The organism is Pseudomonas sp. NPDC089406 (assembly GCF_044900265.1).
In the GTDB taxonomy this organism is placed as follows: Bacteria; Pseudomonadota; Gammaproteobacteria; order Pseudomonadales; family Pseudomonadaceae; genus Aquipseudomonas; species Aquipseudomonas fakonensis.
This window is the reverse complement of sequence record NZ_JBJDNC010000003.1, coordinates 62,317-73,824: the sequence shown is the minus strand read 5'-3', so window position 1 is coordinate 73,824 and position 11,508 is coordinate 62,317. Positions and strand designations below refer to the sequence as shown.

The following is an 11,508-nucleotide window of genomic DNA, read 5'->3' as shown; positions in this document are numbered from 1 at the left end:
AGGGGATTGGTTGCCTGTTCGGGCCCTATCGCCGGCAAGCCGGCTCCTACAGGGGACGGCGCTGAATTCGGGTCCTGTGGGAGCGGGCTTGCCCGCGATAGGGCCGGCACTGACAACACAAAAACAAAGCCCGCCATCAAAGGCGGGCCCTGTGCAATTTAGCTATGACTCACAGCCCCGACATCTTCTTGATCGCGCCCTTCAGGTCATCATCCGAGCAGTCCGCGCAGGTGCCTTTGGGAGGCATGGCGTTGAGGCCAGTGATGGCCTTGGCCAGCAAGCCGTCAAGGCCGCCCTGGTGGTCGGCACGCTCTTTCCAGGCTGCGCTGTCGCCGATCTTCGGCGCGCCCAGAAGGCCGCTGCCATGGCAGGCGTTGCAGTGCTTGGCGATGATGTCATCGGGGGTCTTGGCACCGCCGCCGCCGGCCGAGGCCGCCACTTCCATGCCCTTGCACTCCTGGCCCTGCACGCACACCTGGCCCACCGGCTCGAGGCGCTTGGCGAGGTCGTCGTTGGTCGCAGCGGTTGCGCTGATTGCCCATAGGGCGAATACGGCTGCTGGTACGGCCAGCATCTTCTTGATTTGGTTCACGCGAACACCCTCATGGTGGCTAATCACGCCCGCGGCCACGGAATTGCGAGCGTTGAAAAGTATAGCGGGAACCCGGAAGGCGTGAAACGACCCTACTTGGCGAAAGGGTATTGGCGAATCAATGCACTGCGCTGGATCAAAAGTTCGATGGGGTAGCCGCGCTGATCAGGCGTGCCGGCTCGGCGAACGGGTTGCGAAAACGGTGCGGGCGGGTGCTTTCGAAGTAGTAGCTGTCGCCGGCTTCGAGCAGGAAGGTCTCGGTGCCGACCACCAGCTCCAGGCGGCCTTCGAGCAGGATGCCGGTCTCTTCGCCGTCGTGGGTGAGCATTTCTTCACCGGTGTCGGCGCCGGGCGGGTAGACCTCGTTGAGAAAGGCAATGGCGCGGTTGGGGTGCGATTTGCCGACCAGCTTCATGGTCACGGCACCATCAGAGATGTCGATCAGCTCGTGGGCCTTGTAGACGATCTGCGTGGGGCTTTCCGGCGCCAGCTCCACCGAGAAGAACTCGACCATGGACATGGGGATGCCGCTGAGCACCTTGCGCAGGGAGCTGATGGACGGGCTCACGCTGTTCTTCTCGATCATCGAGATGGTGCTGTTGGTCACCCCGGCGCGTTTGGCGAGTTCGCGCTGGGACAGGCCCTTGAGCTTGCGGATGGCTTGCAGTCGTTCACCGACGTCCAAAGCGTGCGCCTCCAGAAACGGTCGAGGTGGGGGGAAGTGTGAACGATATGATGGCAATGCCGTTCAGTATTTACAACACACCGCCCCACAGCCTGTCCGCTTCACGGCGTTATTCGCCGATATAGTCCCGCGGCACGCGCTTCAGGTTGCAGAAGATCTGGTAGGGGATGGTCCCGGCCTGTTGCGCCACATCGCTGGCCAGCACCTGCTTGCCCCACAGCTCCACCGGGCTGCCGACCGTGGCTTCGGGCACCTCGGTGAGGTCGATGCAGAGCATGTCCATCGACACTCGGCCGATCAGCTGGGCACGCTTGCCGGCCACCACCACCGGGGTGCCGGTGGGCGCCTGGCGCGGGTAGCCGTCGGCGTAGCCCATGGCGACCACGCCCACCCGGGTGGGGCGCGGGCTGATGAACTTGGCGCCGTAGCCCACCGGCTCGCCGGCAGGCAGTTCACGCACGCTGATAACCCGCGATTGCAGGGTCATCACCGGTTGCAGGCGGCTGGCCTGGGCCTGCTCGGCCTCGAACGGACTGGCGCCGTAGAGCATGATGCCCGGGCGCACCCAATCACTCTGGATGCTCGGCCAACCCAGTACCGCCGGCGAGTTGCGCAGGCTGCATTCGGCCTTCAGGCCCTCGCGGGCGGCTTCGAACACGGCCACCTGCTGCTCGGTGGCGGCGGCGTCCAGCTCGTCGGCGCGGGCGAAGTGGCTCATCAGCACGATGCGCGACACCTTGCCGCTGGCCAGCAGGCGCTGATAGGCGTCGTGGTAGTCCTTGGGGTGGATGCCGACCCGGTGCATGCCGGTGTCCATCTTCAGCCACAGGGTCAGCGGCTTGCGCACAGGGGTCTTTTCGATGGCTTCGAGCTGCCACGGCGAGTGCACCACGCACCACAGGTCGTGCTCGGCGATCAGCGCCAGCTCGCTGGCCTCGAAAAAGCCTTCGAGCAGCAGCACCGGGGCCTTGATACCGGCTGCGCGCAGTTCCAGCGCCTCTTCGATGCAGGCCACGGCAAAGCCGTCAGCTTCGGCTTCCAGAGCCAGGGCGCAGCGCACCGCGCCATGGCCGTAGGCGTCGGCCTTGACCACGGCGAGGGCCTTGGCGCCAGTCAGTTCACGGGCAAGGCGGTAGTTGTGGCGCAGGGCCTGGAGATCGATCAGGGCGCGGGCGGGGCGCATGGCGGCTTTGCCTTATGGTGGTTCAGGTTGAAAACGCTGTTTGCTTCTTCGCGGCTAAAGCCGCTCCCACAGGGGACGCGCTTGCTGTGGGAGCGGCTTTAGCCGCGAAAGGGCCGGCACAGGTGCCTGCCTTACTGGTGGGCAGGCGCCGTATGACCCTGCTTGGCCACTTCCGGTTCGTTGCCGTAGCGGGAAATATCCAGGCCTGCGGCGCTGATCTGCGGCTTCTTGCGCGCAATCAGGTCCGCCAACAGGCGGCCGGAGCCGCAGGCCATGGTCCAGCCCAGCGTGCCGTGGCCAGTGTTGAGGAACAGGTTGCGGTACCGGGTGGCGCCGACGATCGGGGTGCCGTCGGGGGTGGCCGGGCGCAAGCCGGTCCAGAAATCGGCCTGGCTCAGGTCGCCGCCGCGAGGATAAAGGTCGTTGACGATCATCTCCAGCGTTTCACGCCGGCGCGGGTTCAGCGACAGGTCGAAGCCTGCGATTTCGGCCATGCCGCCGACGCGGATGCGGTTGTCGAAACGGGTGATGGCGACCTTGTAGGTTTCGTCGAGAATGGTCGAGGTCGGCGCCATGGCGGCATCGGTGATCGGCACGGTCAGCGAATAACCTTTGAGCGGGTACACCGGCGCCTTGATGCCCAGCGGCTTGAGCATTTGCGGCGAATAGCTGCCCAGGGCCAGCACGTAGCGGTCGGCGGTTTCCAGCTTGCCGTCGACCCACACACCGTTGATGCGGTCGCCGGCAAAGTCCAGGCGCTGGATGTCCTGGCCAAAGCGAAACTCGACGCCTGCCTTGATCGCCAGCTCAGCCAGCTGGGTGGTGAACAGCTTGCAGTCGCCGGTCTGGTCGTTGGGCAGGCGCAGGGCGCCGGCGAGGATGCCTTTGACACCGGCCAGGGCCGGCTCCACGCGGGCAATGCCGTCGCGGTCGAGCAGCTCGTAAGGCACGCCGGACTGCTCCAGCACGGCGATATCCTTGGCTGCGGCGTCCACCTGGGCCTGGGTACGGAACAGCTGGGTGGTGCCCAGGGTGCGAGCTTCGTAAGCGATGCCGGTTTCGGCGCGCAGCTCGTCGAGGCAGTCGCGGCTGTACTCGGACAGGCGCACCATGCGCTCCTTGTTCACCGCATAGCGGCTGGCGGTGCAGTTGCGCAGCATCTGCGCCATCCACAGGTACTGGTCGACGTCGCCGGTCAGTTTGATGGCCAAAGGCGCGTGGCGCTCCAGCAGCCACTTGATGGCTTTGAGCGGCACGCCCGGAGCGGCCCAGGGCGAGGCATAGCCCGGCGAGATCTGGCCGGCGTTGGCAAAGCTGGTTTCCATGGCCACCGCCGGCTGGCGGTCGACCACCGTTACTTCGAAACCTTGCCGGGCCAGGTAATAGGCACTGGCGGTTCCGATCACACCGCTACCAAGTACCAGAACTCGCATTGTTTATCCCTCGCACGCGGCGCACCGCAGTCTTTTGTTGAAATGGCATGGATGCGCGCAGTATATGAATCCGAGCCCAGTGCAATTCACTATATAAAGGCCTATATTTGGCGAGAATTCTCGGCAAAAACGCCTTTGACGGAGCGGCATCCCCTATGAGAACCCAGCACCAGAGCAAGCGTGAACTGGACAAGATCGACCGCAACATCCTGCGGATCCTGCAGAATGACGGCCGTATCTCGTTCACCGAACTGGGCGAGAAAGTCGGGCTGTCGACCACCCCGTGCACCGAGCGCGTGCGCCGCCTGGAGCGCGAGGGGATCATCATGGGCTACAACGCCCGGCTGAACCCGCAGCACCTCAAGGGCAGCCTGCTGGTGTTCGTCGAGATCAGCCTGGACTACAAATCGGGCGACACCTTCGAGGAGTTCCGCCGCGCGGTGCTCAAGCTGCCCCACGTGCTGGAATGCCACCTGGTGTCGGGCGACTTTGACTACCTGGTGAAGGCGCGCATTTCGGAGATGGCGTCGTACCGCAAGCTGCTCGGCGACATCCTGCTGAAGCTGCCACACGTGCGCGAGTCGAAGAGCTATATCGTGATGGAAGAGGTGAAAGAGAGCCTTTGCCTGCCGATTCCGGATTGAGAGGCTGCCCCTTCGACGCATTTGGTTCGTCTTCAGCTCGCTGGGGGCGCTTCGCACCCCATTCGCGACACAAGGCCGCTCCTACAGAAACCGCGATAATTTGTAGGAGCGGCCTTGTGTCGCGAATGGGGCGCGAAGCGGCCCCGGCAATCCCGAATGGGTCCAGCGGATTCAGACCAAAACTTGCCGGGTGGTGGCGATGAACTGATGCACCAGCTGTTCGGCTCCCGGGTCGATCGGCTGCGCCGGGCCGCGGCCACGGGGGCAGGCCAGGCGCGGGGTGGTGCCGAACAACCGGCAGATCATCGGGCGTTCTTCGTAGACAGTGCAGCCGTTGGGGCCCAGGTGTACGCAGTTCAGGTGTTCCAGGGCCGCATCCTGTTCGGCCTGGCTCTTGCGCGGCAGGCGGGCCATCTCTTCGGCCGAGGTGGTGACCGGGCCACAGCAGTCATGGCAGCCGGGCTCGCACTCGAACGAGGGGATGAGTTCACGCAGGAAGTGGATCTTGTGGCGGTTGCAGGGCATGGGCGGTGCATCTGGAATTTTGGTGCTGGATTATAGGCCCAATCGCGGGGCAAGCCCGCTCCTACGCAAGACTGGTCGTGGGAGCGGGCTTGCCCCGCGATTGGCCTGATGCCTATCCTCCCCTTCCCCGCCCCACGTCAGGAATCGACCCATGGTCCACAGCGCGCAGCACGCCGCCTCCTATTACGCCGCCAGCAGCGCGCCACACTCCGACCACGCCTTTCTGCAGGGCGGGCACAGCGCCGATGTGTGCATCGTCGGCGGCGGCTATTCAGGCCTGAACACCGCCATCGAGCTGGCCGAGCGCGGCCTGTCGGTGATTTTGCTGGAGGCGCGCAAGCTTGGCTGGGGCGCCAGCGGACGCAACGGCGGGCAACTGATTCGCGGCGTCGGCCATGGCCTGGAGCAGTTTTTGCCGGTGATCGGCGAGGACGGTGTGCGGGCCATGAAACTCATGGGCCTGGAAGCGGTGGAAATCGTCCGCGAACGCATCGAGCGCCACGCCATCGCCTGCGACCTGACCTGGGGCTACTGCGACCTGGCCAACAAGCCCGACGAACTCAAAGGCTTCGCCGAGGAAGCCGACGCCCTGCGCAGCCTCGGCTACCGCCACGAGCTGCGCCTGGTGGCCAAGGACGATATCCACAGCGTGGTCGGCTCCGAGCAATACGCCGGCGGCCTGATTGACATGGGCTCGGGCCACCTGCACCCGCTCAACCTGGCCCTCGGCGAGGCCGCTGCCGCCGCCCGCCTGGGGGTGCGCCTGTTCGAGCAGTCCGAGGTCACCCGCATCGACTACGGCCCGCAGGTTAAGGTGCACACCGCCCAGGGCCAGGTGCGCGCCAAGACCCTGGTGCTGTGCTGCAACGCCTACCACAACGACCTCAACCGCGAGCTGGGCGGCAAGGTGCTGCCTGCCGGCAGCTACATCATCGCCACCGAGCCGCTGGGCGAGGAGCACGCGCGCAAGTTGCTGCCGCAGAACATGGCGGTGTGCGACCAGCGCGTGGCGCTGGACTACTACCGGCTGTCGGCCGACCACCGCCTGCTGTTCGGCGGTGCCTGCCATTACTCCGGGCGCGACCCCAAGGATATTGCCGCGTACATGCGCCCGAAGATGCTCAAGGTGTTCCCGCAACTGGCCGATGTGCGCATCGACTACCAGTGGGGCGGCATGATCGGCATCGGCGCCAACCGCCTGCCGCAGATCGGCCGGCTGGCCAGCCAGCCCAACGTGTATTACGCCCAGGCCTATTCCGGGCATGGCCTGAACGCCACGCACCTGGCCGGGCGGCTGCTGGGTGAGGCCATTTGCGGGCAGCAGGGCGGGCGCTTCGACCTGTTCGCCAAGGTGCCGCACCCGACCTTCCCGGGTGGCAAGCTACTGCGCTCGCCGGTGCTGGCGTTGGGGATGTTGTGGTACCGGCTCAAAGAATTGATGTGAGGCCCCTGTAGGAGCCGGCTTGCCGGCGATAGGGCCCGCCCCGGCAATGATGCTGCCAGGCCGGGCGCCATCGCCGGCAAGCCGGCTCCTACAAAGGCCCAGTCATTCGCGCCAGAACGGCTTGCACCCCTCCTCCCGCGCCTGCTCCCAGCTCAGGCCGATATCGCGCAGCTGGCGTGCATCCAGCTCCAGCAGCGCCTTGCGGGTGCGCCAGCGATGCAGCATGAGGCCCCAGCGGCTGAGGTTGGCCAGCGGGTCGTAGATTCTGGTTCGTTGCCCGGCCTCCAGTTCCTTGGCCAACAGTTGCACACGCACATCGCTCAAGCTGCCCATCACTGCGTACTCCCACTCGGTTAATACTGTGGGCACAGCTTGCGCTTTGCAGCCTTTTGCAATACAGATTCAACCGCTGTTTATTATCTCCATACAGAATTGGCGGAAAGTGGGCTGAATGGAGTATTTTCCTACGATCTGTATTGGTCGCCTCCTACAAAACTCCCGGAGTATGCCGTGACCCTCTACCTCAACCTGGCAGAACTGCTCGGCTCGCGCATCGAGCAGGGCCTGTACCGCCCCGGGCAGCGCCTGCCGTCGGTGCGGGCGCTGAGCGTCGAGCACGGCGTCAGCCTGAGCACCGTGCAGCAGGCCTACCGCATGCTGGAGGACAACGGCCTGGTGTCGCCCAGGCCCAAGTCCGGCTACTTCGTCGCCGAAGACCGCCAGTTGCCGGCGCTGCCGGACATCAGCCGGCCGGCCCAGCGGCCTGTGGATATCTCCCAGTGGGAGCAGGTGCTGGAACTGGTGCGCAGCACCCCGCAGCGTGACGTGATCCAGCTCGGGCGCGGCATGCCCGACGTCGACAGCCCGACCCTCAAGCCGCTGCTGCGAAGCCTGGCGCAGATCAGCCGGCGCATGGACATGCCCGGGCTGTATTACGACAACATCCACGGCAACCTACAGTTGCGCGAGCAGATTGCCCGGCTGATGCTCGACTCCGGCTGCCGCCTGGGCCCGGCTGACCTGGTGGTGACCACCGGCTGCCACGAGGCGCTGTCGTGCAGCATCCGCGCAGTGTGCCAGCCCGGCGATATCGTCGCAGTGGACTCGCCGAGCTTCCACGGCGCCATGCAGACCCTCAAGGGCTTAGGGATGAAGGCCCTGGAGATCCCCACCGACCCGATCACCGGCATCAGCCTCGAAGCCCTGGAGCTGGCCCTGGAGCAGTGGCCGATCAAGCTCATCCAGATCACCCCCAACTGCAACAACCCGCTCGGCTACATCATGCCCGAGGCGCGCAAGAAGGCCCTGCTGACCCTGGCCCAGCGCTACGACGTGGCGATTCTGGAAGACGATGTGTACGGCGACCTGGCCTACACCTACCCGCGCCCAAGCACGGTGAAGTCGTTCGACGACGATGGCCGCGTGCTGCTGTGCAGCTCGTTCTCCAAGACCCTGGCCCCAGGCCTGCGGGTCGGCTGGGTGGCGCCGGGGCGCTACCTGGAGCGGGTGCTGCACATGAAGTACATCAGCACCGGCAGCACCGCCTGCCAGCCGCAACTGGCGATTGCCGACTTCATCGCCGACGGCCACTACCAGCCGCACCTGCGGCGCATGCGCAGCCAGTACCAGCGCGGCCGCGATCAGATGTGCGACTGGGTGACCCGGTACTTCCCGCCGGGCACCCGCGCCAGCCGGCCCCAGGGCGGCTTCATGCTGTGGGTGGAACTGCCGGAAAGTTTCGATACGCTGCGCCTGAACCGGGCTTTACTGGAGCAGGGCGTGCAGATTGCCGTGGGCAGCATCTTTTCGGCCTCGGGCAAGTACCGCAACTGCCTGCGCATGAACTTCGCCGCGCGGCCGACGCCGCAAATCGAGGAGGCCGTACGCAAGGTGGGGCAAAGCGCCATTCGTCTACTGGATCAGGAACAGCCCGCCGGGTAACTTTGCACCGCCTGCCACGGTCCAACCCCATAAGCCCTTGCTGCACAGGACGCCCCACCCTTGAGACTCCAGCGCACTCTGCCCCTGCTGCTGGCGCTGCTGCTTGGCCTTTCGGGCTGTGCCAGCGTCAGCACGCTCCGTGACGTGAGCCAGGCTTTACCCGCAAGCGACTCGGCGTTCGGCCGTTCGGTGCAGCGCCAGGCCGCGCCCTACGAGGGCCGCTCGGGCTTTCGCCTGCTGCCCAACAGCAACGAGGCGTTCCGCGCCCGCGCCGAGCTGATCCGCAACGCCCAGGCCAGCATCGATGTGCAGTATTACATCGTCCACGATGGCCTGAGCACCCGCGCCCTGGTGCATGAATTGCTGCGCGCCGCCGACCGCGGCGTGCGCGTGCGGGTGCTGCTGGACGACACCGCCAGCGATGGCCTGGACAGCCTGATCGGCACCCTCGCCGCCCACCCGAACATCCAGATCCGTGTGTTCAACCCGCTGCACCTGGGGCGCAGCACCGGCTTCACCCGCGCGGCCGGGCGGCTGTTCAACCTGTCGCGCCAGCACCGGCGCATGCACAACAAGCTGTTTCTGGTGGACAACAGCATGGCCATCGTCGGCGGGCGCAACCTGGGCGACGAGTATTTCGACGCCGAACCCAACCTGAACTTCACCGACATCGACCTGTTGGGGGTGGGGCCGGTGGCCGAGCAGCTGGGGCACAGCTTCGACCAGTACTGGAACAGCGCCCTGAGCCGACCGATCAGCGACTACCTGTGGTGGCAGCCCGACGCGGCCGACCTGCAGGCCAGCCGCCAGCGCCTGGAAACCTGGCTGGCCCGGGCGCGCATCGAGCGCAAGGCGGCCTACGAGCGGCTGATGGCCTACCAGACCCAGCCGCGCCTGGACGTGTGGCGCAACGAGCTGATCTGGGCCCACAGCCAGGCGTTGTGGGATGCGCCGAGCAAGGTGCTGGCCGACGACGAGCCCGACCCGCAGTTGCTGATGAGCCACCAGCTGGCACCGGAGCTGAACGGCGTGCACCGCGAGCTGATCCTGGTGTCGGCCTACTTCGTGCCGGGCGAGCCGGGGCTTTTGTACCTGACCAGCCATGCCGACGCCGGCACTTCGGTGAAGCTTTTGACCAACTCGCTGGAGGCCACTGACGTGCCGGCGGTGCATGGCGGCTACGCACCCTACCGGCGCGCCTTGCTGGAGCATGGCGTGCAGCTGTACGAGCTGCGCCGCCAGCCGGGCGATGCGATTACCCGGCGCGGGCTGACCTTCCACGGCAGCTCCGACTCCAGCCTGCACAGCAAGGCGATGGTGTTCGACCGGCACAAGACCTTCATCGGCTCGTTCAACTTCGACCCGCGCTCGGTGCTGTGGAACACCGAGGTGGGGGTGCTGGTGGACAGCCCGGAGTTGGCCGAGTACACCCGCGAACTGGCGCTGCAGGGCATGGCCCCGGCGCTGAGCTACCAGCCGCAGCTGGTGGACGGCAAGATGGTGTGGGTGACCGAGGACAACGGCCAGCGGCATGTGCTGCTGACCGAGCCGGGTGGCTGGTGGCGGCGCTTCAATGCCTGGGTGAGCAAGGCGGTGGGCCTGGAAAAGATGCTGTAGACCTATCGCGCGCCCTGTGGGAGCGGGTTTACCCGCGAACACCGGCCAAGCCGGTGCCAGCCACCGCGTCGCCTGCTTCGCGGCTAAAGCCGCTCCCACAGGGACCTCATAAGCTTCAAGCCTGCGTTGTACCTGTAGGAGCCGGCTTGCCGGCTCCTACAGGGGTCAGGCCGGCTCTGGCTCGAAAGCATCCTTGCGCCGGGTCAGCAGCACCAGCCCCGCCGCCCCCGCCGCCATCAGCAGCGGCAACGCATGCCCGCTGATCCACTGGCTGCCGGCCCCGGCCAACAGCGGGCCGATCAGGCAGCCGATGCCCCACAACTGCGCCACATGGGCATTGGCCCGTACCAGCGCATCATCCCGATAACGCTCGCCGATCAGCACCAGCGACAGGGTGAACAACCCGCCGGCACTGGCGCCGAACAGCACCCACAACGGCCAGATCACCGGCGTGTGCAGTAACAGCGGAATCGCCAGGCTGGATACCATCAGGGTCAAAGCACAGCCGCTGAACAACGTGCGCCGCGACATGCGGTCGGCCAGCGCGCCGATGGGCAACTGCAGCACCGCATCGCCGACCACCACGGTGCTGACCATGAACAGCGCAAGCTCAGTGGTAAAACCCTGCTGCAGGCAGTACACCGGCAGCAGGGTGAGAATCATCGCTTCGAAGGCGGCGAACAGGGCGATGGCCCAGGCGATCACCGGCAGACGCCGGCAAAAGCCGACCAGGTCGCCCAGGGTGACGCTGCAGGCCTCGGTGGTCGGTGCGCCGCCGCGGCCAAGCAGTATCAAGGGTGCCAGCAACAAGAGGCCGGTGGCGGCCCAGAAGCCGAAGTCGTCGTTCGAGCCGAGAAAGCCCAGCACCAGCGGCCCGGCCAGCTGGCTGAGCGCATAGCTGCTGCCGTACAAAGCCACCAGGCGGCCGCGCCAGTGCTCGACCACCAACTGGTTGATCCAGCTTTCGCCAAGGATGAACACCACCGTCAGCGACATGCCGATCAGCAGGCGCAGCCCCAGCCACAGCGGGTAACTGGGCAGCAGCGCCACCAAGCCGATCGACAGCGCTCCGCCCCACAGGCACAGGCGCATGGCCATGGGCACCCCGACCCAGCCGGCCAGGCGGCTGGCCAGGCTGGCACCGATCAGCACGCCGACCGCCGGCATCGCAGCCATGACACCGATGGCGAACCCACCGTAGCCCCAGCCCTCCAGGCGCAGGGACACCAGCGGCATGCTCACGCCGAGCGCGAGCCCGACACTGAGCACCGACGCCAGTACGGCAAAGTAGGTTCCCCAACGCATGAAAGCCTCCCAGGCAGAATGCTTGAACAGCAGAAACAACAAAGCCGGGGCAGCATGGCCGACCCGGCTATGGCTGGGGCTGCTGTGCAGCCCATTCGCGGGCAAGCCCGCTCCCACAGGGCCGCCGCTGGCCTAGAGA

The 11,508-nt window shown here is 66.1% G+C and carries 11 protein-coding genes; 4 read left to right on the top strand and 7 right to left on the bottom strand.

Annotated features, from left to right (window positions below):
- Positions 1 to 169: 169 nt before the first annotated feature.
- From ACI2KK_RS02940 to dadA, 4 genes are all read right to left on the bottom strand, one after another.
- A complete protein-coding gene (locus ACI2KK_RS02940; protein ID WP_404667806.1) occupies positions 170 to 592 on the bottom strand; it encodes a c-type cytochrome in 423 nt (140 codons plus the stop codon).
- 136 nt (positions 593 to 728) lie between these two features.
- Positions 729 to 1,277, bottom strand: a complete 549-nt coding sequence (locus ACI2KK_RS02935; RefSeq protein ID WP_404667805.1) for a cupin domain-containing protein — start codon at positions 1,275 to 1,277, stop codon at positions 729 to 731.
- 109 nt (positions 1,278 to 1,386) lie between these two features.
- Positions 1,387 to 2,460, bottom strand: coding sequence for an alanine racemase (gene alr, locus ACI2KK_RS02930; protein ID WP_404667804.1), 1,074 nt, complete (start codon positions 2,458 to 2,460; stop codon positions 1,387 to 1,389).
- Positions 2,461 to 2,591: 131 nt separating this feature from the next.
- Entirely contained in the window at positions 2,592 to 3,893 is a 1,302-nt protein-coding gene (gene dadA, locus ACI2KK_RS02925) for a D-amino acid dehydrogenase (RefSeq protein WP_404667803.1), read from the bottom strand.
- Positions 3,894 to 4,048: 155 nt separating this feature from the next.
- Between dadA and dadR the strand changes: the two genes are divergently transcribed.
- Positions 4,049 to 4,537, top strand: coding sequence for a transcriptional regulator DadR (gene dadR, locus ACI2KK_RS02920; protein WP_003258963.1), 489 nt, complete (start codon positions 4,049 to 4,051; stop codon positions 4,535 to 4,537).
- A gap of 171 nt (positions 4,538 to 4,708) precedes the next feature.
- On the opposite strand, the gene ACI2KK_RS02915 is transcribed toward dadR, so the two are convergent.
- A complete protein-coding gene (locus tag ACI2KK_RS02915) occupies positions 4,709 to 5,062 on the bottom strand; it encodes a YkgJ family cysteine cluster protein (protein WP_404667802.1) in 354 nt (117 codons plus the stop codon).
- Between the two features lie 151 nt (positions 5,063 to 5,213).
- On the opposite strand from ACI2KK_RS02915, the gene ACI2KK_RS02910 reads away from it, so the two are divergent.
- Positions 5,214 to 6,506 carry an NAD(P)/FAD-dependent oxidoreductase gene (locus ACI2KK_RS02910; protein ID WP_404667801.1) on the top strand — a complete coding sequence of 431 codons (1,293 nt, stop codon included), beginning with the start codon at positions 5,214 to 5,216 and terminating at the stop codon, positions 6,504 to 6,506.
- Between the two features lie 102 nt (positions 6,507 to 6,608).
- Here the strand turns inward: ACI2KK_RS02910 and ACI2KK_RS02905 are convergent, their stop codons facing one another.
- The gene (locus ACI2KK_RS02905) at positions 6,609 to 6,839 is read right to left on the bottom strand and encodes a DUF1127 domain-containing protein (RefSeq protein ID WP_217840956.1); all 231 of its coding nucleotides are present in this window, start codon (positions 6,837 to 6,839) and stop codon (positions 6,609 to 6,611) included.
- A gap of 177 nt (positions 6,840 to 7,016) precedes the next feature.
- Between ACI2KK_RS02905 and ACI2KK_RS02900 the strand changes: the two genes are divergently transcribed.
- Positions 7,017 to 8,447 carry a PLP-dependent aminotransferase family protein gene (locus tag ACI2KK_RS02900; RefSeq protein WP_404667800.1) on the top strand — a complete coding sequence of 477 codons (1,431 nt, stop codon included), beginning with the start codon at positions 7,017 to 7,019 and terminating at the stop codon, positions 8,445 to 8,447.
- Positions 8,448 to 8,507: 60 nt separating this feature from the next.
- A complete protein-coding gene (locus ACI2KK_RS02895) occupies positions 8,508 to 10,064 on the top strand; it encodes a phospholipase D family protein (protein WP_404667799.1) in 1,557 nt (518 codons plus the stop codon).
- Between the two features lie 165 nt (positions 10,065 to 10,229).
- On the opposite strand, the gene ACI2KK_RS02890 is transcribed toward ACI2KK_RS02895, so the two are convergent.
- A complete protein-coding gene (locus ACI2KK_RS02890) occupies positions 10,230 to 11,369 on the bottom strand; it encodes an MFS transporter (RefSeq protein ID WP_404667798.1) in 1,140 nt (379 codons plus the stop codon).
- Positions 11,370 to 11,508: the final 139 nt, after the last annotated feature.

What these genes read in the sequence shown, in the direction of transcription:
- ACI2KK_RS02910 (WP_404667801.1), top strand. Translation starts at nt 5,214, where the DNA reads ATGGTCCACAGCGCGCAGCACGCCGCCTCCTATTACGCCGCCAGCAGC.
- ACI2KK_RS02890 (WP_404667798.1), bottom strand. Translation starts at nt 11,369, where the DNA reads ATGCGTTGGGGAACCTACTTTGCCGTACTGGCGTCGGTGCTCAGTGTC.
- ACI2KK_RS02905 (WP_217840956.1), bottom strand. Translation starts at nt 6,839, where the DNA reads ATGGGCAGCTTGAGCGATGTGCGTGTGCAACTGTTGGCCAAGGAACTG.
- dadA (WP_404667803.1), bottom strand. Translation starts at nt 3,893, where the DNA reads ATGCGAGTTCTGGTACTTGGTAGCGGTGTGATCGGAACCGCCAGTGCC.
- alr (WP_404667804.1), bottom strand. Translation starts at nt 2,460, where the DNA reads ATGCGCCCCGCCCGCGCCCTGATCGATCTCCAGGCCCTGCGCCACAAC.
- dadR (WP_003258963.1), top strand. Translation starts at nt 4,049, where the DNA reads ATGAGAACCCAGCACCAGAGCAAGCGTGAACTGGACAAGATCGACCGC.
- ACI2KK_RS02915 (WP_404667802.1), bottom strand. Translation starts at nt 5,062, where the DNA reads ATGCCCTGCAACCGCCACAAGATCCACTTCCTGCGTGAACTCATCCCC.